The organism is Nonomuraea jiangxiensis (assembly GCF_900099965.1).
Taxonomy (GTDB): Bacteria; Actinomycetota; Actinomycetes; order Streptosporangiales; family Streptosporangiaceae; genus Nonomuraea; species Nonomuraea jiangxiensis.
The window spans coordinates 70,970-94,201 of sequence record NZ_FNDJ01000001.1; the positions used below are offsets into that span (position 1 = coordinate 70,970).

The 23,232-nt window shown below is 72.0% G+C and carries 21 protein-coding genes; 15 read left to right on the forward strand and 6 right to left on the reverse strand.

The window, feature by feature from the left end; genetic code table 11:
* Nucleotides 1–12: 12 nt before the first annotated feature.
* Nucleotides 13–768 (reverse strand): amino acid ABC transporter ATP-binding protein, encoded by a 756-nt coding sequence (locus BLS95_RS00285; RefSeq protein ID WP_090927854.1) that lies wholly within the window; start codon nt 766–768, stop codon nt 13–15.
* Nucleotides 769–906: 138 nt separating this feature from the next.
* Here BLS95_RS00285 and miaB point away from each other — a divergent pair, with 138 nt between their 5' ends.
* Nucleotides 907–2,403, forward strand: a complete 1,497-nt coding sequence (miaB, locus tag BLS95_RS00290; protein WP_090927856.1) for a tRNA (N6-isopentenyl adenosine(37)-C2)-methylthiotransferase MiaB — start codon at nt 907–909, stop codon at nt 2,401–2,403.
* A gap of 53 nt (nt 2,404–2,456) precedes the next feature.
* Here miaB and BLS95_RS53845 read toward each other — a convergent pair whose 3' ends face one another.
* A complete protein-coding gene (locus BLS95_RS53845) occupies nt 2,457–2,828 on the reverse strand; it encodes a hypothetical protein (RefSeq protein WP_143043532.1) in 372 nt (123 codons plus the stop codon).
* A gap of 418 nt (nt 2,829–3,246) precedes the next feature.
* Here BLS95_RS53845 and BLS95_RS00295 point away from each other — a divergent pair, with 418 nt between their 5' ends.
* From BLS95_RS00295 to BLS95_RS00305, 3 genes are all read left to right on the forward strand, one after another.
* Nucleotides 3,247–3,840: a hypothetical protein gene (locus tag BLS95_RS00295; protein WP_143043533.1), complete on the forward strand. Its 594-nt coding sequence runs from the start codon at nt 3,247–3,249 to the stop codon at nt 3,838–3,840.
* A gap of 297 nt (nt 3,841–4,137) precedes the next feature.
* Nucleotides 4,138–4,878 (forward strand): isocitrate lyase/PEP mutase family protein, encoded by a 741-nt coding sequence (locus BLS95_RS00300; protein WP_090927861.1) that lies wholly within the window; start codon nt 4,138–4,140, stop codon nt 4,876–4,878.
* A 26-nt stretch (nt 4,879–4,904) separates the two neighbouring features.
* Nucleotides 4,905–5,555, forward strand: coding sequence for a class III extradiol ring-cleavage dioxygenase family protein (locus BLS95_RS00305; protein WP_090927863.1), 651 nt, complete (start codon nt 4,905–4,907; stop codon nt 5,553–5,555).
* Here BLS95_RS00305 and BLS95_RS00310 read toward each other — a convergent pair.
* Complete coding sequence (locus tag BLS95_RS00310) at nt 5,531–6,445, reverse strand: ribonuclease Z (RefSeq protein WP_090927865.1); 915 nt, start codon at nt 6,443–6,445, stop codon at nt 5,531–5,533. The genes BLS95_RS00305 and BLS95_RS00310 overlap by 25 nt on opposite strands.
* Between BLS95_RS00310 and BLS95_RS00315 the strand changes: the two genes are divergently transcribed.
* From BLS95_RS00315 to BLS95_RS00370, 11 genes are all read left to right on the forward strand, one after another.
* The gene (locus BLS95_RS00315; protein WP_090927867.1) at nt 6,444–6,956 is read left to right on the forward strand and encodes a methylated-DNA--[protein]-cysteine S-methyltransferase; all 513 of its coding nucleotides are present in this window, start codon (nt 6,444–6,446) and stop codon (nt 6,954–6,956) included. The two genes, BLS95_RS00310 and BLS95_RS00315, sit on opposite strands and share 2 nt — an antisense overlap.
* A 13-nt stretch (nt 6,957–6,969) precedes the next feature.
* Nucleotides 6,970–7,887, forward strand: a complete 918-nt coding sequence (gene miaA / locus BLS95_RS00320; RefSeq protein ID WP_090927869.1) for a tRNA (adenosine(37)-N6)-dimethylallyltransferase MiaA — start codon at nt 6,970–6,972, stop codon at nt 7,885–7,887.
* A 9-nt stretch (nt 7,888–7,896) separates the two neighbouring features.
* Nucleotides 7,897–8,709: a diaminopimelate epimerase gene (dapF, locus tag BLS95_RS00325; protein ID WP_090927871.1), complete on the forward strand. Its 813-nt coding sequence runs from the start codon at nt 7,897–7,899 to the stop codon at nt 8,707–8,709.
* A gap of 48 nt (nt 8,710–8,757) precedes the next feature.
* Nucleotides 8,758–9,513: an SCO6745 family protein gene (locus BLS95_RS00330; protein WP_245764734.1), complete on the forward strand. Its 756-nt coding sequence runs from the start codon at nt 8,758–8,760 to the stop codon at nt 9,511–9,513.
* Nucleotides 9,514–9,532: 19 nt separating this feature from the next.
* Nucleotides 9,533–11,809 carry a hypothetical protein gene (locus BLS95_RS00335; RefSeq protein ID WP_090927873.1) on the forward strand — a complete coding sequence of 759 codons (2,277 nt, stop codon included), beginning with the start codon at nt 9,533–9,535 and terminating at the stop codon, nt 11,807–11,809.
* A gap of 1 nt (nt 11,810) precedes the next feature.
* Nucleotides 11,811–12,569, forward strand: a complete 759-nt coding sequence (locus tag BLS95_RS00340) for an SDR family NAD(P)-dependent oxidoreductase (protein ID WP_090927875.1) — start codon at nt 11,811–11,813, stop codon at nt 12,567–12,569.
* A 167-nt stretch (nt 12,570–12,736) separates the two neighbouring features.
* Nucleotides 12,737–15,196 (forward strand): GcvT family protein, encoded by a 2,460-nt coding sequence (locus BLS95_RS00345; RefSeq protein ID WP_090927877.1) that lies wholly within the window; start codon nt 12,737–12,739, stop codon nt 15,194–15,196.
* Nucleotides 15,193–16,395 carry a sarcosine oxidase subunit beta family protein gene (locus BLS95_RS00350; protein WP_090927879.1) on the forward strand — a complete coding sequence of 401 codons (1,203 nt, stop codon included), beginning with the start codon at nt 15,193–15,195 and terminating at the stop codon, nt 16,393–16,395. The genes BLS95_RS00345 and BLS95_RS00350 overlap by 4 nt, the downstream gene beginning before the upstream one ends.
* Entirely contained in the window at nt 16,395–16,637 is a 243-nt protein-coding gene (locus BLS95_RS00355) for a sarcosine oxidase subunit delta (RefSeq protein ID WP_090927881.1), read from the forward strand. The genes BLS95_RS00350 and BLS95_RS00355 overlap by 1 nt, the downstream gene beginning before the upstream one ends.
* A complete protein-coding gene (locus tag BLS95_RS56645) occupies nt 16,634–19,951 on the forward strand; it encodes a 2Fe-2S iron-sulfur cluster-binding protein (RefSeq protein ID WP_218135521.1) in 3,318 nt (1,105 codons plus the stop codon). The genes BLS95_RS00355 and BLS95_RS56645 overlap by 4 nt, the downstream gene beginning before the upstream one ends.
* A 65-nt stretch (nt 19,952–20,016) precedes the next feature.
* Nucleotides 20,017–20,691: an HNH endonuclease family protein gene (locus BLS95_RS00370; RefSeq protein WP_245764735.1), complete on the forward strand. Its 675-nt coding sequence runs from the start codon at nt 20,017–20,019 to the stop codon at nt 20,689–20,691.
* 66 nt (nt 20,692–20,757) lie between these two features.
* On the opposite strand, the gene BLS95_RS00375 is transcribed toward BLS95_RS00370, so the two are convergent.
* The 3 genes from BLS95_RS00375 to BLS95_RS00385 are packed head-to-tail and all read right to left on the reverse strand — an operon-like array spanning nt 20,758 to nt 23,160.
* Complete coding sequence (locus BLS95_RS00375) at nt 20,758–21,177, reverse strand: PepSY domain-containing protein (RefSeq protein ID WP_090927885.1); 420 nt, start codon at nt 21,175–21,177, stop codon at nt 20,758–20,760.
* Between the two features lie 35 nt (nt 21,178–21,212).
* The gene (locus BLS95_RS00380) at nt 21,213–22,451 is read right to left on the reverse strand and encodes a sensor histidine kinase (protein ID WP_090927887.1); all 1,239 of its coding nucleotides are present in this window, start codon (nt 22,449–22,451) and stop codon (nt 21,213–21,215) included.
* Between the two features lie 31 nt (nt 22,452–22,482).
* Nucleotides 22,483–23,160 carry a response regulator transcription factor gene (locus BLS95_RS00385; RefSeq protein WP_090927889.1) on the reverse strand — a complete coding sequence of 226 codons (678 nt, stop codon included), beginning with the start codon at nt 23,158–23,160 and terminating at the stop codon, nt 22,483–22,485.
* Nucleotides 23,161–23,232: the final 72 nt, after the last annotated feature.

Sequence of the window (23,232 nt, forward strand, 5' to 3'; positions counted from 1 at the left end):
CTGCCTCAGTTATCAGTGCGTGAGGATCTTCGAAAGGAAGTCACGCGCCCGGTCGGTCTGCGCGTTGGTGAAGAACTCGTCGGGGGTGTTCTCCTCCACGATCTGGCCGTCGGCCATGAACACCACCCGATTCGCGGCCCTGCGGGCGAAGCCCATCTCGTGCGTGACGACCACCATCGTCATGCCGTCACGAGCGAGCCCGATCATGACATCGAGCACCTCCTGGACCATTTCGGGGTCCAGCGCCGAGGTCGGCTCGTCGAAAAGGATCATCTTCGGGTCCATGGCCAGCGCCCTGGCGATCGCGACGCGCTGCTGCTGACCGCCGGAGAGCTGCGCCGGATATTTGTCCGCCTGCGCGGCGATGCCCACGCGCTCCAGCAACTCCATCGCCCGCTTGCTCGCCGCGTCTTTGGAGACGCCGCGCACCTTGACGGGGCCCAGCGTGACGTTCTCGCGGATGGTCTTGTGGGCGAACAAGTTGAAGGACTGGAAGACCATGCCCACTTCGGAACGGAGCCTGGCCAGCGCCTTGCCCTCCTCGGGCAGCACCTGACCGTCAAATACGATCTTCCCGTCGTCGATGGTCTCCAAGCGGTTGATGGCACGGCAGAGCGTGGACTTGCCACCCCCCGACGGACCGATGACGACCAGGACCTCGCCACGAGAGACGGTCAAGTTGATGTTCTTCAGGACGTGCAACGCCCCGAAGTGCTTGTTGACGTTCTCCAACCGAACAAGTGGAGTAACGCCGCCGTTCTCCGTCATGAACCCAAACGGTAGAGGGCGTTAGAGCGCTGGTCACTAACTGAGCGGTACCGATCCGATCACATCCGGCCATCAAGCTGGCCTTTTGGATCGGTACGGGTCTCCCCAAGCCTGACTGCGACTACCCTTGAACGTGCCATGACTGTGACCCAGGAGGGCGCCCGCACATACGAAGTGCGCACATATGGGTGCCAAATGAACGTTCATGACTCCGAGCGGCTTTCCGGGCTGCTGGAGGATGCCGGCTATGTGCCCGCCCCCGACGGCGAGACCGCCGACGTGGTCGTGTTCAACACCTGTGCCGTGCGGGAAAACGCCGACAACCGCCTCTACGGCAACCTCGGGCACCTCAGGCCCGCCAAGGTGAGCAACCCGCGCATGCAGATCGCGGTGGGCGGCTGCCTGGCGCAGAAGGACCAGGGCGAGATCGTCCGCCGGGCGCCGTGGGTCGACGTGGTCTTCGGCACCCACAACATCGGCTCGCTGCCGGTGTTGCTGGAGCGGGCCCGCGTCGCGGGGGAGGCGCAGGTCGAGCTCAAGGAGTCGCTGGAGGTCTTCCCCTCGACGCTGCCCACCAGGCGCGAGTCCGCCTACGCCGCCTGGGTGGCGATCTCGGTCGGCTGCAACAACACCTGCACGTTCTGCATCGTGCCGTCGCTGCGCGGCAAGGAGAAGGACCGGCGGCCGGGCGACGTCCTGGCCGAGGTCCGCACCCTGGTGGAGCAGGGCGTCCTGGAAGTGACGCTGCTCGGTCAGAATGTCAACACCTACGGCGTCGAGTTCGGCGACCGGCTGGCCTTCGGCAAGCTCCTGCGTTCGTGCGGCGGCATCGACGGGCTGGAGCGGGTCCGGTTCACCTCGCCGCATCCGGCCGCGTTCACCGACGACGTGATCGCCGCCATGGCCGAGACGCCCAACGTCATGCACCAGCTCCACATGCCGCTGCAGTCGGGCTCGTCCCAGGTGCTGCGCGCGATGCGCCGCTCTTACCGGGCCGAGCGCTACCTCGGCATCATCGAGCGCGTACGCGCGGCGATGCCGGACGCGGCCATCTCCACCGACATCATCGTCGGCTTCCCCGGCGAGACGGAGGAGGACTTCCAGGCCACGCTCGACGTGGTCCGGCAGAGCCGCTTCGCCAACGCCTTCACCTTCCAGTACTCCATCCGCCCCGGCACCCCGGCGGCCACCATGCCCGACCAGGTGCCCAAGGAGGTCGTGCAGGAGCGCTACGAGCGCCTGGTGGCCCTGCAGGAGGAGATCTCCTGGGCGGAGAACAAGCAGCAGGTGGGCCGCACGCTGGAGGTCCTGGTGGCCGAGGGCGAGGGCCGCAAGGACGAGGCGACCCGCCGCCTGTCCGGCCGCGCCCCCGACAACCGCCTGGTGCACTTCACGGTCGGCGCCGAGACGCCGCGGCCGGGCGACATGGTGACGGTCGAGGTGACCTACGCCGCCCCGCACCACCTGGTGGCGGACGGTCCGGTGCGGGAGGTCAGGCGCACCCGGGCGGGCGACGCCTGGCAGGCCCGCCAGTCGAGCCCCGCGACGGGCTCGGGGGTGCTGCTGGGCATGCCCGGCATCGGCCGCCCCGCCCCGGCCCCCGCCGCGCCCTCAGGGGCCTGCTCGGCGCTCTGAGACCCGGGACGGGGTCCTTCTGGGCCCCTTCCCGAGGGCGCAGGGGGCGGGCGTCAGCCGGTGAGGCGGTCCAGGAGGTCGTAGCACGGGTCCCTGCGGAAGTCCTGGAACGTGGCGCAGGGATCGGCGCCGACGCGGCTCGGGGGCCGCGGTGCGATCGTGGCCCGGTCCGGTTGCGGAGCGGGGTCGTGCCGGGGCGGTGCCTGCGGCGGGTCCTGAGGAGCGGGAGAGCCCGTCGGGCGTGGGGGTTTGGAACGTTCCATCCGATGTGTCCTGGGAGACGCGGACGGGGTGGGGAGCGCCGGCGGGGCGGGGTACGTGGCCGGCGGAGGGACGGCTCTGGACGAGGGGGTGCCGTCCACCGGCAGGAGGGCGTCCAGCGGGGGAAGGGCGTCCAGCGGCGGGACCGTGTCCAGCGGCGGCACCGCCTGGATCCAGGGCAGGGGCAGGAGATCCGCCGCGGCCTCGGGTTGGTGGGCGGCGGGAAGCCGGAACGGCCCGGCCGGTGACTGGGCCGAGGGAGTCGGCGTGACGGGTGAAGCAGAATTCGATCTTGAGGAAAGCGCCGTTTTCCGATCATTTTCCGGAGAGCTTTGCCGCGACGGTTCAGGCGAGTTAGTGAATGCCAGGAAAATTCCGAGGATCGCGGTGACGAGCACCCCCGTGACTCCGGCCACGGGTGCCAGGTGGGCGCGGCGACCTGGCCAAATAGATCTATGGGGGGACAAGTCGTGATTCCTTTGTGATTGTTGTGCGAGCATTCCGTCGTTGCGGCTAGTGTGGTCTATCACCCGCGGAAGCCGGTGAGCTTTCCCCGATACGACCGCAGGGAGCTGTACCACCATGCGTGATCCGATCGAGACGGATCGTCAGGAAATCCTGTTGGGACCAGGGGATGTTCACCTGGCATCGAGGAACGCCTACTCGAACACCCCACCGCCCCCCAGGAACAACAAGAAGATCGCCCTCATCGTCGTGTCGGCGTTCGTCGCCCTGCTCCTCGCGGGAGGCGCCGGCTACCTGCTGGCCGCCAACCCCTTCGGCGCCCCGCAACAGGACGGTGGCCGGCCCGCGCCCTCCCAGAGCGCCGCCGGGGACGAGTCGTCCCAGGACGACCAGGCCAACATGGGCGACGCGGCCACCGACGCCCCGGAGGCGCCCGACGGCGGACTGCCCCTCGGCGGGCCGGACGACGGCGGCGTGGGCGATGTCAACACCGACCCTGGTGGCGGGGGCGACCCGGCCGTCGACACCGGCTCTACGGGCACCGGATCGACGGGCACCGACTCCTCCGGAGGCACGCCCCAGACCGGCGGTGAGGGGAAGAAGCCCACGACCACATCCCCCACCAAGCAACCGCAGGCGCCCGCGGCCGACAACCCGGCGAACGGCCCGGCAGGCCAGGTCGCCGGCCAGTGCGCCAAGGCCGGCTGCTGACCCCACCCCACCACACCTGGGCCAGGTGACCCGGCCCCCGGCACGTCACTGGGGGCTGAGGGCGCCGACCCCAGGCACGTCTCCACAGCCGACCACCGACCCCGTTCCCGCATGCCGCCGGGGGCCGGTCATCTCCCCTTCCCGCACGCCGCCGAGGGCCGGTCACTTCCCCTTCCCGCACGCCGCCGTAGGCCGTTGGTTCGTTCGGTGGGGTGAGGTGTTGGAGGCGAAGTGGTTTGCCGGTTATAGGTGGTATTGGACCTGTGGCGGCAGGCCACTCCTGCCTAGGCTGGCGGCATGACGATTGACAACGCGGCCCTCCTGCGAGCGCTGCACGTCCCCGGAACCCCCTTGGTCCTCCCGAACGTCTGGGACGCCGCCTCGGCGCTCGCCGTGCAGGAGGCGGGGTTCCCGGCGATCGCCACCGGCAGCGCCGCCGTCGCTCGGGTGCTCGGCTACGCGGACGGCGAGGGCACCCCGGTCGGCGAGATGATGGCGGCCATCGCCAGGATCGTCCGGGTCGTCGACGTGCCCGTCACGGCCGACGTCGAGCGCGGCTACCGCCTCAAGCCGGCCGAGCTCGTCGAACGCCTGCTCGCGGCCGGCGCCGTGGGATGCAACCTGGAGGACACCTGGCCGGGTACGGGCGAGCTGGTCGATCCCGACGTACAGGCGGACTTCCTGGCCGAGGTCCGCGCGGCCGCCGGACAGGAGCTGGTGATCAACGCCCGCGTCGACAGCTACCTCCGGGGCCAGGGCTCGCGGGCGGCGGCCGTCGAGCGCGGGCGGCGGTATCTGGAAGCAGGGGCCGACTGCGTGTACCCGATCGGGCTGGGCGCCGAGGACGAGATCCGGGCGCTGGTCAGCGAGCTGGGCGGCCCGGTGAACGTGCTGTTCAGGCCGGGCGTCCCGGCGCTCGACCGGCTGGGCGAGCTGGGGGTGGCCCGGATCAGCTTCGGCGGCGGGCTGCACCAGGCGGCGCACGCGCACGCCAAGGGGCTGTTCGCGAAGGTGCGTGACGGGCTCAGTCCTTACTGATCCGGGGGCCGCGTACTCTTGCGCTCGTGCTTGTCGCCGCCGCCGTCTGCCCGCCCACCCCGCTGGTCGTGCTCGGGCTGCCCGAACTCCGTTCCGCCTGCCGCGCCGCCGTCTCCGAGCTCGCCGCGGCCCGCCCCGACGCGCTGCTCGTGGTGGGCGGCGCCGAGACAGCCGGTACGTACGACGGCCGCGCGGCGGGCACCCTGCGCCCCTGGGGACTGGACGTGACCGCCGGGCACGGCGAGCCCGTCCTCCCGCTGTCGCTGACCGTCGGCCGCGCCCTCCTGGAGGACCGTGTGCCGGACGGGTTCGAGGCGGTGGCCTTCGACGCGACGAGCGAGGAATGCCGGACGGCAGGCGAGAAACTGGCGGCGAGCGCGGAAAGGGTGGCCCTGCTGGTCATGGCCGACGGCTCCGCCTGCCTCACCCCCAGGGCCCCGGGCAGGTACGACGCCGCCGCCGAGCCGTACGACACGCTGATCGCGAACGCCCTCGGCGAAGCCGACGGGGCCGCCCTCGCCGCCCTCGACCCCGGCGTGGCCGACCGCCTGTGGGTCGGCGGCCGGGCCGCGCTGCAGGTGCTGGCGGGCGCGGCGAGCATGGGCGCGTTCCGGGGCCGCCTCCTCATGCGGCAGGCGCCCTACGGAGTCGGCTATTTCGCCGGATTGTGGGTCTGACGCCGGGGCACGGGGATCCGCATCAGGTCACGGGCCGTCACCACCTCCCCGTCGAAGCTGCGACGTACCTCGTCGGTGAAGGACGCCTCGTCGGCGAACCCGTACCGCTCGGAGAAGTGTGTGAGCACCAGCCTGCGCACCCCGGCGTCCGCCGCCACCACCCCCGCCTCGTATGCCGTCAGATGCCCGTATTCCTTGGCCAGCGCGCCCTCCGGCGACAGGAACGTGGCCTCGATCACCAGCAGGTCCACCCCGGAGGCCAGCTCGAAGACGGCGTCGCAGAGCCGGGTGTCCATGACGAATGCCACGCTCTGCCCCGGCCTGGGCACGCTGCACTCGTCCAGCGTGACCCCGCGTACGGACCCGGTGCGCTGCAGCTCGCCGATCTCCGGCCCGCGGATGCCGTGGGCGGCCAGCCGGTCGGGCAGCATGCTGCGGCCGGCCGGCTCCTGCAGGCGGTAGCCGTAGGACTCGACGGGGTGGGACAGGCGGCGCGCGGTCAGCGGGCCGACGCCGGCCAGCCCGCCCGAGACGGGATGCTCGGCGATGACGGAGGTGTCGGCGAACACGGCGGCGTGCCGGAGCCGGCGCCAGTAGGTCTGGCCCGAGCCCGGGAAGACCGCGCGCACCGGATGCCTGACGTGGTCGCGGGCGATCCGCTGGACGATGCCCGGCACGCCCAGGCAGTGGTCGCCGTGGAAGTGTGTGACGCACAGCCAGTGCACGTCGTTGGCGCTCAGCCCGGCGTGCGTCATCTGCCGCTGCGTGCCCTCACCGGGGTCGAACAGGAAGCCCTGATCATCCCAACGCAGGAAATATCCGTTGTGGTTACGGTGTCGGGTAGGGACAGCGCTGGACGTGCCCAGCACCACGAGCTCACGAGAGGACATGATGACCACAGTCGCCTTCGCCGAGGTGCCGACGCCGGTGGGCCCGTTCGTGCTGGCCGTCACCGAGGTCGGTCTCGTCGCGTCGGGCTGGGGGCCCCGGCCGTCGCTGGCAGGCCGCCTCGACCTGGCTGAGGTTCATGATGCGGATCGTACGGCCTTCGCGGTCGCCGAGCTGAATGCTTATTTCGCGGGTGATCTGCGTACCTTCGAGACGCCCGTCGACTGGCGGCTCGTCTCCGGCAGCCGGCTGCGCGTGCTCCAGGCCCTGCACCGGGTCCCGTACGGCACCGCCGTCACCTACGGCGAGCTGGCCCGGCTCAGCGGCTCCAGCGTGCCCGCCCGCGGGATCGGCTCGATCATGGGCTCCAACCCGATCCCCATCATCGTGCCGTGCCACCGGGTGATCGCGGGCAACGGCCTGGGCGGTTTCAGCGGCGGCGAGGGCGTCGAGACCAAGCGCCGGCTGCTGACCCACGAGGGCTACCTGCAACCGACCCTGCTCGATCTCTAGCAGACTGTTCGCCGTGCGCCAGCAGCCTGTCATCGCCCCAGTCGTCGCCGTCGTGGGCCCCACCGCGGCGGGAAAGTCCGACCTCGCCGTGGACCTCGCGCTCCGGCTGGGCGGCGAATGCGTCAACGCCGACTCCATGCAGCTCTACCGGGGGATGGACATCGGCACCGCCAAGCTCACCCCCGGCGAGCGCCGCGGGGTCCCGCACCACCTCCTGGACGTCTGGGACGTCACGGTCACGGCGAGCGTGGCCGAATACCAGCGGCTGGCCAGGGCGGTCTTCGAGTCCGTCGAGAGGCCCGTGCTGGTCGGCGGCAGCGGCCTCTACGTGCGGGCCGCGCTGGACGACCTGGAGTTCCCCGGCACCGACCCGGAGATCAGGACGAGGCTGGAGTCCGAGCTGGCCGAACGCGGCGCCGCCCCCCTCTACGAACGGCTCAAGGTGCTCGACCCGCCGGCCGCGGCGGCGATCCTGCCGAGCAACGGCCGCCGCATCGTGCGCGCCCTGGAGGTGATCGAGCACTCCGGACGCCCGTTCTCGGCCACCATGCCCTCCTACGACGCCGTCTACCCCAGCGTGCAGATCGGCATCGAGGTGCCGCGGCCGGTGCTGGACGAGCGGATCGCGCTCAGGGTGGAGCGTATGTGGGCGGCGGGCCTGGTGGAGGAGGTGCGGGGACTGCTCGGGCAGGGCCTGGCCGAGGGCAGGACGGCGAGCAGGGCCCTGGGATACGCCCAGGTCATCCGCTATCTGGAGGGGGAGTGGAGCGAGGAGCAGGCCATCGAGGAGACCGTCAGGGCCACCCGGCGGTTCGCCCGCCGCCAGGAGTCGTGGTTCCGGCGGGACCCGCGGGTCTGCTGGCTGCCGTACGACGTTCCCGATCTTCTTGAGCGGTCCCTGGCGCAAGTCGCGGTACGGGTGTGCGAATAAACTTTTAGAATGCGCTTTCTGAAGGGGCACGGCACCGAGAACGATTTCGTCATCCTTCCCGACCCGGAGGGGGAGGTGGACGTCTCCGCCGCACTTGTCGCGAAAATCTGCGACCGGCGGGCCGGTCTAGGGGCTGACGGCGTGCTCAGAGTGGTGCGCACCAAGCAGTGTCCCGAGGTGGCCGACCAGGCGAGCGCCGCCGAGTGGTTCATGGACTACCACAACGCCGACGGCAGCATGGCGGAGATGTGCGGCAACGGCGCGCGGGTGTTCGCCCGCTACCTGATCGACGCCAAGCTGGTGGATCCGACCGGCTTCGCCGTGGCCACCAGGGGCGGCGTACGCAAGATCCACGTCGAGCCGAACGGCGACATCACCGTCGACATGGGCAAGCCCGTCGTGTACGGCCAGAGCACGGCCACCGTCAGCGGCCAGGAATACACCGGGCTCCACGTCGACATGGGCAACCCGCACCTGGCCTGCGCCATCGGCGACCCGGTCGTCCAGCTCGACCTGTCCTACCAGCCGGGCTTCGACACCGCCGTGTTCCCGGCCGGCGTCAACATCGAGCTGTTCAACCCGGTCGGTGTCAGCCGCGCGGTCATGCGCGTCTACGAGCGCGGCGTCGGCGAGACCCGCTCCTGCGGCACCGGCACGGTGGCCACGGCCGTCGCCGCCGCCGCCCTGTCGGGCGAGTCCACCGGCACCTGGACGGTCGAGGTGCCCGGCGGCACCGTGACCGTGATCCTCGAAGAGAAGACGAGCTACCTGTCCGGCCCGGCGGTGATCGTGGCCAGCGGCGAACTGATGCTTGCAGAATGATGTTCTCTTGAGGGATTCTGGGTCCACTTGTCGAACTGAGAGGTGGACATGGCGGACCCGCGCACGACCGCGGCCCTCGTGAAGGCGCCCATCGGCCAGTACGGCGGCGGCTTCATGATCTCCAGGGAGGCCAAGGCGATCTGCGACGAATACGGGCTCGGCCCCCGCGAGCTCTACTTCCGGGGCCGCTGCGGCGTGCTCGGGGAGTGCGACGCCGACGTGGTCAATTCGGTCGCCGTATTCTTCCCCCGCCAACACGTCGAGGAGAGCTGGAACGGCGGACGCAAGCTCCCCGTGGAGCGGGCCGTCGAGCTCTACGCCGAGGCCTGCCAGGCGTGGGGCAGGCGCAGGCTGGGCGGCCACGACGGCTGCGCCAGGATCGCCGAGCTGCTCCAGCGGGTGGTCGAGCGGGCCTCCCCGGTGGGCGCGCCGCTGTTCGCCGGCTGGCGGTCCGTGCCGCTGGCCGACGACCCGCCGGCCCGCGCCGTCCAGCTCATGCACGTCGTACGCGAGCTGCGCGGCGGCCTGCACGCCAGCGCCGTGGTCGCGGCGGGGCTTGACCCCCTGGAGGCCACGCTCGCGACCAGCCATGACGCGACCCCGTTCGGGACGGCGACGGGGGAGATGATCGCCAAGTTCTTCACCTGGCCGGAGCCCTACGCCACGCCCGGGCCGGACGTCGTCGCACGCAGGGCGGCGGTGGAGGAGACCACCGACGACCTGATGACACCGGTGTTTTCGGTCCTCGACGAGGGCGAATCGGACGAGCTGGTAGAGCTTCTGCGTTTTGGACATGCCCATTGACCTGGCAGACTGACTGCCCATGGACGTGGACATCTGGGCCTGGGTCGGCGAAACCCAGCAGCAGCTTTCCGAGGCGGGCAATGTTGGCCTCGCCATGGCGCTGGGAGACCTTCCCGCACAGGCCTATGAGGGCCGATATCCGCAGCTCGACGTCATGGCCCCGGCCATCGCGCAACAGGCCGAGACCCTTGAGCTGCCCTGGCTGGAGTTCTACGCCCGTTACTGGCATCTGATCGGCCGCATCGGCGACCGGGCACAGGGTGCGGTCGCGATCGACGACGCGCGGCAACTGCTCGCGTTCGCCCAGCGCGAAGACGTGCGCGAGTGCCCGGCCGCCCCGGCGGCCGTCGAGGCGCTGGCCATCGTGCTGGGCAACGCCGACGGCCCCGGCCACGCCGCCGAGCGCCTGGAGGTGCTGGCGGCGGCCATCGAGGATGTGAGCCCGGAGCGGCCGGCCTACACCGGCCTGGTGACGCAATACGTGGCAGCGCTGATCGACGCCGGCAGGCCCGGCGAGGCCGTCAGCTACACCGACTCCGCCGTCGAGCGGGTGCGCGCGGCCGGCCGCGAGGCGAGCTGGGAGCTGGGCGCCGAGCGTGCCCGCGCGCTGCTCGCCGTGGGCCGCGCCGACGACGCGCTGGCGGCGCTGCAGGCCGCCGCCGAGTTCCAGGCCGACGACCCGGTGGCCAAGGAGCACCGCGACGGCGTGCGGCGCGCGCTCATCCTCGCCACGCTCGACCGCACCGCCGAGGCGGTGGACGCGCTGCCCGACCTCGACGTGGTCGGCGAGCACCCGCGCGTGTTCGTCGAGTGGTCGCGGGCGGTGGCCAAGCTGGCCGGGTCCTCGCAGATCACCAACACCTGGCAGCTCGGCCGCGTGCTGCGCCAGTGGATCGACTACTTCGGCATGATGGGCGGCTACCGCTCGCGGGTGGAGCTCGCGCTGATCGCGGGCGACCTCGCCCTCGACCGGCACGGCGTGTGGCAGGCCGGGCTGCTGGCTGACGTGGCCGAGTCGGGCGCCGGCGAGCTGCAGGAGGCGGGCGACGTGGCCGAGCGCGTCGCCGGGCTGCGGGCCGCCGCCGAGGCCACCACCGAGCCGGAGGCGCCCGGGGAGCTGTCGGAGCGGGTCGGCCTCTTCGACGCCGCCGACGGCTTCAACGCCGACCCGGAAAAGTGGGTGGGCTGGCTGTGGCCGCTGTCCGGCCAGGACCTGGAGGCCACCCGCCGGCACACCACCACGCTCGGCTTCCTCGGCTACCCGGCCGTCGGCGCCGACATCTACTGGAAGATGCTGGTCGACACCGGCGACATCGCCACGGCCGAGGCCGACGACCTCGGCTACCTGACCACGCTGCTCATCGAGGCCCGCCAGGACGAGCGGCTGGAGCAGATGGCCGCGCTGCTCCCGCACGCCGCCCAGTACATCGCGCTGGCCAGGCTGCACACCATGCGGGAGCGCTGGCAGGAGGCCGTCGAGGCGGCCGAGCACGCCGTCGCGGCCGGTGGCGGGGTCGACGCCCGCCGCCTGGTGGCCGGCGCCGCCCAGCACCTCGACCAGAACGCCAGGGCCGCCGAGGTGCTGGTGGAGGTGCTCGACGAGCTCGGCGACGAGGACGTCTGGCGGATGATCGTGATGGCCACCTCGGCGGAGGACTGGGAGACCGTGCGCAAGGGCGCGGCCAAGATCGGCATGCCGCTCAAGTCCTCGGAGGGCCCGATCGACGAGGAGATGGGCCTGATCCGGGTCATCCTGCCCGCGCCCGACGGCGGCCAGCGCCAGGTGCTGTCGATCCGCACCGGCCCCGCCACCGCCCGGCTGGCCCTGCCGCAGCCGCGCGGCATGGACTACAACGCCGGCGACCTGGTCGTGTTCGACCCGCAGCTCCTGGAGCCGATGCCGGAAGATCCCAAGGAGCAGCAGAATTTCGTGCCGCCCTTCGCCGCGGTGCGCATCCTGCGGCCCGGCGGCTACACCAGCTACTTCTTCGACGGCGCCGCGCCGAGCGAGGAGGACTGGGCGGAGTTCACCGAGGTCATGGCCGAGCGCGGCTGGCCCATGTGGGTCTACAGCGACGAAAACTACGCCGTCACCCACCCGACCAGCGGTGAGTCGCTGCCGGGCGTGTTCGGCTGGGTCGCGGTGCCGCCGGACGTGTCGCCCTCCGAGGTCGACGCGCTGCTCGACGACGCCACCGAGCGCTGGGTGCACCCGCTGGCCTGGCTCGACCTGGCCCGCGAGATCGACGTCGAGATCGAGCGGCACGAGCGGATCGTCAAGGAATACGGCCTCTGAGGTGCTCTCGCGGTTCGGCCTCGACGGGAAGGTGGCCATCGTCACCGGCGCTTCCTCGGGGCTGGGGGTGGCCCTGGCCCGCGGCCTGGCCGAGGCGGGCGCCGATGTGGTGATCGGCGCCCGGCGGGAGGACCGGCTGGCGGAGACCCGCCGGCTGGTCGAGGAGACCGGCCGCCGATGCCTGGCCGTGCGGGCCGACGTGTCGCGGCCGGAGGACTGCGACGCGCTGGTGGCCGCGGCCGTGGAGGCCATGGGCCGGGTGGACGTGCTGATCAACAACGCCGGGGTCGGCACCGCGGTGCCCGCCGTGCGCGAGACGCCCGCGGAGTTCCGGCAGGTCGTGGACGTCAACCTGCACGGCACCTACTGGATGGCGCAGGCGTGCGCGCGGGTGATGCGGCCCGGCTCGTCCATCGTGAACATCGGCAGCGTGCTCGGCGAGACCACCGCCGGGCTGCCGCAGGCCGCCTACAGCGCGTCCAAGGCGGCCGTGGTCGGGCTCACCCGAGACCTGGCGCAGCAGTGGACCGGGCGGCGCGGCATCAGGGTCAACTGCCTGGAGCCGGGGTTCTTCGCCTCGGAGATGACCGACCAGTACAAACCCGGCTACCTGGAGCGCACGATCGAGTCCCGCGTGGTCATGGGGCGGCCGGGTGACCCGGCGGAGCTGGTGGCGGCCGCGGTGTTCCTGGCCAGCGACGCTTCCTCGTACATCACCGGGGTGACGCTGCCGGTGGACGGCGGGATGCTGATCACGTAGGCCGGCCGCGCGGACTGCCCTGCGGGGGCGTTCAGGAGCGCTGAGGGGTGCACCGTGAGGGTCCGGGGGTGCACACGCGCGACGGCTCTTGTTCGGGGGTGCTTGGGGCTCTATGTTCGTTGCGTAGTGAGCCACAGGTTGCGTATTGCGGAACAATCGGAGGCGTCATGAGCCGGCCCCGTTTGGTGGTCGTAGGGGCGGGGATCGTGGGATGCGCCCTCGCCGACGAGCTCACCGAGCGGGGGTGGACCGACGTCACGGTCGTCGACCAGGGGCCGCTGTTCGCCACCGGAGGATCGAGCTCGCACGCCCCCGGCCTGGTCTTCCAGACGAACCCGTCCAAGACGATGACCGAGTTCGCCGCCTACACCGTGCGCAAGTACGCCGCCCTCGGCGCGGGATGTTTCCGCCAGGTCGGCGGGCTGGAGGTGGCCACCACCCCGGAACGCTGGACCGACCTCCACCGCCGGCAGGGCTGGGCCGAGTCCTGGGGGGTCGAGGGGCGCCTGGTCGACCCCGGCAGGTGTGCCGAGCTGTGGCCGCTGCTCGACCGGGACCAGTTGCTCGGCGGCTATCACGTGCCCGGTGACGGGCTGGCGGCGGCCGTGGCCTGCGGCGAGGCGCAGGCGGCGCGGGCCACCGGGCGCGGGGCCAGGTTCCTGCCGGGGCACACGGTCGTGGGCATCGAGCAGAAGGGCGGCCGGGTCACCGGGGTCTCCGTTGTGACCGCGGGCGAATACCGGACGATCCCGGCGGACGTGGTGGTGTGCGCGGCCGGCTTCTGGGGGCCGTCGATCGGGCGGATGGCCGGGCTGACCGTGCCGCTGCTGCCGCTGGTCCACCAGTACGCCAGGTCGGGCCCGCTGCCCGCCCAGCCGGTGGGCCCGATCCTGCGGCACCAGGAGCGTGACCTGTACTTCCGCCAGCACGGCGACCGCATCGGCGTCGGCTCGTACGCGCACCGCCCGATGCCGGTGGCCCAGGACGAGATCACCCCCGGGGGCACCACGATGCCGTCGGTGCAGGCGTTCACCGAGGAGGACTTCGACCCGGCCTGGCGGGACGCGGTCGAGCTGCTGCCCGCGCTGGCCGGGTCCACGTACGAGGACGGCATCAACGGGATCTTCTCCTTCACGCCCGACGGGTTCCCGCTGATCGGCGAGGCGCCGCACCTCGACGGGTTCTGGGTGGCCGAGGCCGTCTGGGTGACGCACTCGGCCGGGGTGGCGCGGGCGCTGGCAGAGGTGCTGGTGGACGGGCGTTCCGGGTTCGACCTGCATGAGTGCGAGCTCAACCGGTTCGAGCAGGCGCACTTGTCGCCGGCGTTCATCGAGGAGCGCGGCAGGCAGAACTTCGTCGAGGTCTACGACGTGATCCATCCGCTGCAGCCGATGGAGGCGCCGCGGCCACTGCGTACGAGCCCGTTCCACGTGCGGCAGCGGGAGCTGGGCGCCTGCTTCCTGGAGGGCGCCGGGTGGGAGCGGCCGCACTGGTTCGAGGCGAACACCCCGCTGCTGGAGGACCTCGTACGGCGCCGCAGGGCCGAATACTCCGACCTCCCGAAAGAGGCGCAGAGCATGGCCGTCGAGCCCTTCCTGGGGGCGGCGCAGCGCGACGAATGGGCGGCGCGCCACTGGTCGCCGATCGCCGCCGCCGAGTCCCACGCCACCAGGGAGCGGGTCGCGCTCTACGACATGACCCCGCTCAAGCGCATCGAGGTCAGCGGGCCGGGAGCGGCGACGTTCCTGCAGCGCATGACCACGAACAACGTGGACAGGAAGCCCGGCTCCGTCACCTACACGCTGCTGCTGGACGTCCGGGGCGGCATCCGCTCGGACCTGACGGTGGCGCGGGTGACCGAGGACACCTTCCAGATCGGCGCGAACGGCAACCTCGACCTCGACTGGCTGACCCGGCACGCGCCGGGCGGGGTGCGGGTGCGCGACCTCACGCCGGGCACCTGCTGCGTCGGCGTGTGGGGGCCGCGGGCCCGGGAGCTGGTGCAGGACCTCACGGACATGGACCTGTCGAACGAGGGCTTCCGCTACTTCAACTGCCGGACCGGATATGTCGGGCACGTTCCGGTGCTCGCGCTGCGGGTCTCGTACGTGGGCGAGCTCGGCTGGGAGCTCTACACCACCGCCGACATGGGGCTCAAGCTGTGGGACACGCTCTGGGCCCCCGGGCTGGCGGTCGCGGGCGGGCGGGCGGCGTTCAACAGCCTGCGGCTGGAGAAGGGATACCGGCTCTGGGGGGTGGACATGACCACCGAGCACAACCCGTACGAGGCCGGGCTGGGCTTCGCCGTCCGGCGGGACAAGGACTTCATCGGCCGCGACGCGCTGCCCGCCGCGCCCACCGAGATCGCGCGCAAGCTGGTGCCGCTGCTCAGCACCGAGGTGGTCATGGGCAAGGAGCCGGTACGGCACGGCGGGCGCACGGTCGGCTATGTCACCAGCGCGGCCTACGGGCACACCATCCACCGGCCCATCGCGTACGCCTGGCTGCCGATCGAGCTCGCCACCCCCGGGACACATGTCGACATTTCCTACTTCGGCCGCCGCGTCCCCGCGGAAGTGGCCGCCGAGCCGCTGTTCGACCCCGGGATGGAGAAGATCAGACGTTGACCCACCCTGACTTCCTCTGGCGCAACCCCGACCCCAAGCCGTCGTACGACGTCGTGATCGTGGGCGGCGGCGGCCACGGCCTGGCCACCGCCTACTACCTGGCCAGGAACCACGGCCTGACCAACGTCGCCGTGCTGGAACGCGGCTGGCTGGCCGGCGGGAACATGGCCCGCAACACCACCATCATCCGCTCCAACTACCTGTGGGACGAGAGCGCCGCGATCTACGAGCACTCCCTGAAGCTGTGGGAGGGGCTGAGCGCGGAGCTGGACTACGACCTGATGTTCAGCCAGCGCGGGGTGCTCAACCTGGCGCACAACCTGAGCGACGTGCGCGAGGGGCGGCGCCGGGTGAACGCCAACCGGCTCAACGGGGTGGACGCCGAGTGGCTGGACGCGGACGAGGTGAAGAAGTTCTGCCCGATCATCAACGTGTCAGGGCGGGTGCGGTATCCGGTGATGGGGGCGACGCTGCAGCGGCGGGGTGGGATCGCCAAGCACGATCACGTGGCGTGGGCGCTGGCGCGCAAGGCGGACGAATACGGGGTGGACCTGGTCCAGGGGTGCGAGGTCACCGGGTTCGAGATCACGAACAATCGGGTGGTGGCCGTACAAACCTCGCGGGGGCGGATCGCGGCCGGGAAGGTCGCGCTCGCGGCGGCCGGGCACACGTCGGTGCTGGCCGCGCAGGCCGGGCTGCGGCTGCCGCTGCAGTCCCACCCGCTCCAGGCGCTGGTGTCGGAGCTGCTGGAGCCGGTGCTCGACTGCGTGGTCATGTCGAACGCCGTCCACGTCTACGTCAGCCAGGCGCACAAGGGGGAGCTGGTCATGGGGGCGGGGATCGACGCGTACAACTCCTACGGGCAGCGCGGCGGGGCGCACGTGATCGAGGCGCAGATGGCGGCGGCGCTGGAGCTGTTCCCCATCTTCAGCCGGGTGCGGGTGCTGCGCACCTGGGCGGGCGTCGTGGACGTGTCCCCGGACGCCTCGCCCGTCATCGGCCCGACCCCCGTGGAGGGTCTCTACCTGAACGCGGGCTGGGGCACCGGCGGGTTCAAGGCCACCCCCGGCTCCGGCTGGGTGTACGCCCACACCCTCGCCCACGGGCGGCCGCATCCGCTGGCGGAGCCGTTCGGGCTGGACAGGTTCACCACGGGGGCGCTCATCGACGAGCACGGCGCGGCGGCGGTGGCGCACTGATGCTGCTGATCGACTGCCCGCACTGCGGCCCCAGGGACGAGACCGAGTTCCGCTACGGCGGCCAGGCCGGGATCGCCTACCCCACGGGGGAGACGTCCGACGCGCGGTGGGCCGAGTACGTGTTCCTGCGCGACAACCCCAAGGGCTGGTTCCGCGAGCGCTGGTTTCACGTGCACGGCTGCCGGACCTGGTTCGACGTCGAGCGGCACACGGTCACCCACGAGATCAGGAACACGACATGAGGTTCACCTTCGACGGCCGCCCGATGCGGGGCGAGCCGGGTGACACGCTGGCCGCCGCGCTGCTGCGCAACGGGGTACGCGTGGTCGGCCACAGCGTGGAGCTCGGCCGCCCGCGCGGCGTCTTCACCGCTGGCCCCGAGGAGCCGAACGCGCTGGTCCGGGTGGGCGCGGACCCGATGCTGGCGGCCACCGTCGTGGAGCTGTACGACGGGCTGGAGGCGTGGAGCCTGCGCGGTAAGGGCAGGCTGACCCCGGACGCCGCGGACGATCGGCCCGATGATCGGCGCTGCGACAAGGGTTACCTGCACTGTGACGTGCTGGTGATCGGTGGCGGCCCGGCGGGACTGGCCGCCACCGCGGCGGCCGGGCGGTCGGGGGCGCGGGTGATCCTCGTGGACGACCAGCCCTCCCTCGGGGGCGACCTGCTGAACAGCCGTGTCCTCCTGGACGGCGCCCCCGCCTTGGAGTGGGTGGCCGGGCTGACGCTTCCCGCCCGGATCCTCACCAGGACCACGGCCGTCGGCTACTACGACCACAACTACGTGGTGGCCGTGGAGCGGCGGGCCCGGGGCGAGCGGCTGTGGCACATCAGGGCGCGGCGGGTGGTGCTGGCGACGGGCGCGCACGAGCGCTCGCTCGCCTTCCCGGGGAACGACCGGCCCGGCGTGATGCTGGCCTCGGCCGCCCGCGCCTACGCGAACCGGTACGGCGTACGGCCGGGGCGGCGGGCGGTGGTGTTCGCGTGCGCGGACTCGGGTTACACGGCGGCGCTCGACCTGCTGGCCGCCGGGGTGGAGGTGGCCGCCGTCGTGGACCCGCGCCCGGCGGGGCTCACAGTGGCAGCCGAGGTGCCCGCCGAGGTGCTGGCCGGGGCGGTGGTGACCGGCACGACGGGCGACGCGGCGGGCGTGCTGACCGGCGTCCTGGTGGGGGAGCGCCACTTCGAGGCCGACCTGCTGGCGGTGGCGGGCGGCTGGAACCCGGCCGTGCACCTGTTCAGCCAGTCGCAGGGGCGGGTGCGGTTCGACGAGGGCCTGCAGGCGTTCGTGCCGGGCACGTCGGCCCAGGCCGAGCGCTCGGCCGGGGCGTGCAGGGGCCTGTACGGCACCCGCGAGGCCATCGCGGACGGCCACACCGCCGGGACGGAGGCGGCCGAGGCGGCCCTCAGCAGCCGGACGGCCCTCGGTGCTCGGGCGGCCCTCGGCGGTCGGGCGGCCGGATCGCGGGCGGGCGAGACCGGGGGGACGGCCGGATCACGGGCGGGTGAGGCTGGGGGGACGGCCGGATCGTGGGCGGGTGAGGTCGGGTGGGGGGTCGCGCCCTTGCGGGTGCCGGAGTGCGACGAGCAGCCCCTCCGGCCACCGGCCGCCCTCTGGGTCGTCGGCGACCCTGTCCCCGGCGGGACAGAGGCGGTGGAGCCCGCGTTCGTGGACCTGCAGCGGGATGTGACCGTGGCCGACCTGGTCCGGGCGGCCGGGACCGGGATGCGGTCGATCGAGCACGTCAAGCGCTACACCACCGCGGGCACCGGCGCCGACCAGGGCAAGACTTCGGGGGCGGTCGTGGTCGGCGTCATGTCGGCCCTCCTCGGGGCCGGACCCGGCGAGGTCGGCACCACCACGTTCCGGCCGCCGTACGTACCGGAGTCCTTCGCGACCCTGGCGGGCCGGGACCGCGGCGAGCTGTCCGACCCCGTCAGGACCACCGCCATGCACGATGCCCACGTCGCCAGGGGAGCGGTGTTCGAGGACGTCGGCCAGTGGAAGCGCCCCTGGTATTTCCCGCGGGACGGCGAGTCGATGCAGGCCGCGGTGCTGCGCGAGTGCCGCGCGGCCCGCACCGCCGTGGCCGCAATGGACGCCTCCACCCTCGGCAAGATCGACATCCGGGGCTCCGACGCGGGCGCGTTCCTCGACCGGATCTACACGAACATGTACTCCACCCTGCCCGTCGGGGCCTGCCGCTACGGGCTGATGTGCGGCGCGGACGGGATGGTATTCGACGACGGCACCACCACCAGGCTCGCCGACGACCACTTCCTGATGACCACGACCACCGGCAACGCCGCCGCGGTGCTGGACTGGCTGGAGGAGTGGCACCAGACGGAGTGGCCCGACCTGGACGTGTCGTTCACGTCGGTGACGGACCACTGGGCGACGGTCGCCGTCGCCGGCCCCCGCGCCAGGCAGATCATCTCGGTGATCGCCCCGGGCGCGCTGGAGCTGGCGTTCATGCGCTATGCGAGCACCGCCGTGCTCGGCGTGGCGGGCCGGGTGTTCCGGATCAGCTTCTCGGGCGAGCTGGCCTATGAGGTCAACGTCCCGTGGCGGTACGGCAGGGCGCTGTGGGAGACGGTCCTGGAGCTCGGCGCGGTGCCGTACGGGACGGAGACCATGCACGTGCTGCGGGCCGAGAAGGGTTTCCCGATCGTCGGCCAGGAGACCGACGGCACCGTCACCCCGCAGGACCTCGGCATGTCGTGGATCGTGTCCCGGCGCAAGCCCGATTTCGTCGGCAGGCGCTCCCACTCCCGCCCGGACACGGCCAGGGCGGACCGCAAACGCCTGATCGGCCTCCTGCCCGAGGATCCGGCGGCACTCGTGGAGGAGGGCGCCCAGCTGATCGCCGGCGAGGGCGCGCCCTCCGGTGGTGTCGTGCCGATGCTGGGCCACGTGACCTCCAGCTACCGCAGTGCCACGCTGGGCCGCACGTTCAGCCTGGCTCTGGCCAGGAACGTGGCCGTCGGCGACCGTCTGACGGCGGTGTCCGGGGGAGCGGCGCACGGGGTCACCGTCGTGGAGCCCGTCTTCTACGATCCCGAGAACGCCCGCCGGGACGGCGACCCGCTCCCGGCCGGGGTCGCGGTCCCCTACCAGGGGGAATGCCGCGCGGAGAGCCCTGCCACGGCGTTCGCCGCCCGTTTCGGGGCCGTGAGCACCGAGACCGTCCGGCTCCGGGAGGTGCCGTTCGAGTCCATGTGGGAGGTGCGTGGGGCGGATCCGGGGGTCGGGCTCCGGCTCGGGCCGTCCTGGTGGTTCATATCCGGAAATTTCCTACCAGGTCCCGGCTGGGTGGACGTCTCGGACCAGCGTACGATCCTGGAGCTCTCGGGCCCGGGGGCCGAGGACGTACTGATCACCGGGTGCCCGATCGATCTGCACCCGGACGTGTTCCCCGGCCATGCCCAGACCCTGCTGGCCCAGACCTCGGTGCTCCTGGAGCGCCGGGCGCCCGACACGTACCGCATCTACGTAAGATCATCTTTTACGAAATACCTGGCAGAGTGGCTGATCGACGCCCTGGCGGCGTTATAGGGCGCAAATTTGGGCATTTACTTACCTAGACTTGGCAAAAGTTTTGCAACGGGTCTGGGGGACGGGTGCGCGTTCGTACGATGGTGGCCGGTCTGGCCGCGACGTCAGTGTTGCTGACCGGCTGCGGTGTCGGCCTCGAAGCACAAGGGAGGCCCCAGAAGTCCGACAAGCCCGACTCGGCCGCCGTCTCGGACGCCCGGAAGAAGCTGGCCGACCTGGTCGTCAAGGGCCGTGCCCCGAAGACCGGCTTCGACCGCGACGAGTTCGGCCCCGCCTGGTCCGACGTGGACCGCAACGGCTGCGACACCCGCAACGACATCCTCAAGCGCGACCTGGAGGGCGAGAAGTTCAAGTCGGGCACCCACGACTGCATCGTCCTCAGCGGCACCCTCCACGACCCGTACAGCGGCAAGACGATCGACTTCCGACGCGGCCAGGACACCAGCTCCGACGTCCAGATCGACCACCTGGTCCCGCTGTCGGACGCCTGGCAGAAGGGCGCGCAGCAGTGGTCGGCGACCAAGCGCAAGGAGTTCGCCAACGACCCGCTCAACCTGCTGGCCGTGGACGGCCCCCTGAACGGCCAGAAGAGCGACTCCGACGCCGCCACCTGGCTCCCGCCCCGCAAGGCGTACCGCTGCGCCTACATCGCCCGCCAGATAGACGTGAAGGCGAAGTACGAGGTCTGGGTCACCTCGGCCGAGAAGGACGCCATGCAGACCATCCTGGACGCCTGCTGAACCAGCCGGGATGACCATCGGCCCCCCGCCGGGGGCGGTGGGCCGATGCTGGGAATCGATCGAGGATCAGTCGTCGTCGCCGCTCCGGCCGCCGTGGCGGTCGCCGCCGTTGTCGTCGTCACCGCCCCCGTGGCGGCTGTCGTCGTCCCCGTCCGCCCGCCTGAGCTCCTGCTTGGTGACCCGGCCGGTGGCCGCGTCCACGTAGACCTCGTACCGTTGCGTGCCCTTGACCAGCTTGACCTCCCAGACGTCCGGGCTGGTGCCGCGAGTGTCGTGCTCGACCTCGCTGATCCAGGCGCCGGGCACCGCCTGGTGGGCGATCTGCATGGCGCGTTCGGCCGTGATCTTCGGTGCCACGGTCGTCGTGACGAGGGCGGCGGCTCCGCTCACGACGGGCACGCCGGCCGCGGCCAAGGCCGTGCCTCCGCCCGCGACCAGCGCGAGGACTCCGGCCCCTGCAACGATGAACTTCTTCGTGATTCGCATGACTCCACGACACCGCGATCGCCGGTAATCGCGCGCTAAGTCGTGGTTAAGAGCACCTCTACGCGTGCGCCCCCGCCGGTCGGGCGGGAGACGGTCAGGCGGCCACCGGAGGATTCGGCGGTGCGGCGGGCGATGTCGAGGCCGAGCCCGGTCGAGCCGCCGCCGCTGGTCCCGCGTTCCAGGAACGCCGGGTCGAAGCCCGGTCCCGTGTCCTCCACCGCCAGCAGGGCGCCGGAAGGGTGCGGGGTGAGGCGTACCGACATCGCGGCGCCCTCGGGGGTGTGGGCGAAGACGTTGCCGAGGAGGGCGTCGACGCAGGCGGCCAGTTCCTCCGCGCCCACCGTGACCGGCAGCGGGGCGGCGGGCAGGGAGACCGACACCTCGCGGCCCTGGTCCTCGGCCAGCACCGACCAGAACCGCACCCGCTCGCGGACCACCGCCGCCGCGTCGCACGAGTCGCGGCCGGCCGAGCGGCGTCGGGCCTCCGTGATGACCGCGCTCACCGCCCGCTCCAGGGCGTCCACCCGGGCCTGCAGCCGCGCCGCCTCCTCCGGGTCGCGCAGCGCCTCGGCGTCCAGCCTGAGGCCCGTCAGCGGCGTGCGCAGGCGGTGCGACAGGTCCGCCACCGACTCCCGCTCCGCGACCAGCAACTCGTCGATCCGCCCGGCGAGGTGGTTGAGCGCCAGCGCCACCGAACGCACCTCCGGCGGCCCGCCGGGCTCCGCCCGTGCCGTCAGGTCACCCCCGGCCAGCCGGTGCGAGACCCGGGCCAGCGCGTCCACCGGCCGCGTCACCGCCAGCGCCAGCCGGTCGGCCAGTACGATGCCCAGCACCACGAGCGCCAGCCCGAGCACGAACAGCGCCAGCCACGCCTCGCGCACGCCCCTGGTCAGCTCGTCGTCCGGCACGAACACCCTGATCACGGCCGTGCCCCCGGAGGACAGCGCGGAGACCAGCACCTCCCTGCCTCCGGCGGCGAAGGCGGTCACGCTGCGTCCGGTCGCGGCCAGCCGTACGGCGTCCGAACGTGGAGCAGACGCCCCCACCGTCCGCCCGTCGGGCAGGAACACCGTCACGGGACGCGCCACCCGCTCCACCTCCAGCGCCAGGCCCGGCGTGCCCACCGCGACCGCGACGGACTCGGCGGCGGCCGTGGCCCGGTCCATCGCGCCGCTCTCGGCCACGGAGCGGATCAGCAACGCCATCGGCACCAGCAGCGCGATGAGCACGAGCGAGGTCGTGGCGGCCACCAGCAGCGCGAGCCACCGCCTCACGACAGCCTCCGGCCGGCGGCCGAGCGGCGGTTCATGAGGGATCCACCAGCTTGACGCCGACGCCACGCACCGTTTGCAGGTAACGCGGTTCGGCGGCCGTCTCGCCCAGCTTCCTGCGTAACCACGACAGGTGCACGTCCACGGTCTTGTCCGCCCCGCCGTACGCCAACTGCCACACCTCCGTCAGCAGCTCCCGCTTGGTCACCACCACGCCGGGCCGGGCCGCGAGATAGTGCAGCACGTCGAACTCGCGCGGCGTCAGATCCAGCGCCACCCCGTCCAGCGTGGCGGTCCTGGCCCGTGGGTCCACCCGCAGCGAACCCACCGCCAGCGGTTCGGGCGCCGCCCCGCCCGCCCGCCGCAGCACGGCCCTGACCCGCGCGTCGAGCTGCGCCGCGCTGTACGGCTTGACCACATAGTCGTCGGCCCCGGCGTCCAGCACCGGCACCATCTCCGCGTCCCCGTCCCTGGCGGTGGCCACGATCACCGGCACCCGGCTGACCGCCCGCAACATCCGCAGCAGCTCGGCCCCGTCGAGGTCGGGCAGCCCCAGATCGAGCACGATCAGATCAGGACGATCCTGTACGGCCAGCCGCAGCCCCTCCAGCGCCGTCGGCGAGGAGGACACGGCATGGCCGAGCTCCCGCAGGCCCCGGCTGAGGGCCGTGCGGATCGCCACGTCGTCCTCGATGAGGAGAATGTCAGCCATAAGACGACCGTAGACGCTGCGGGGCGCCGCCTTGGGCTCCTTTAGGGTCGCGTTAACCCGGGCTTATCCGTA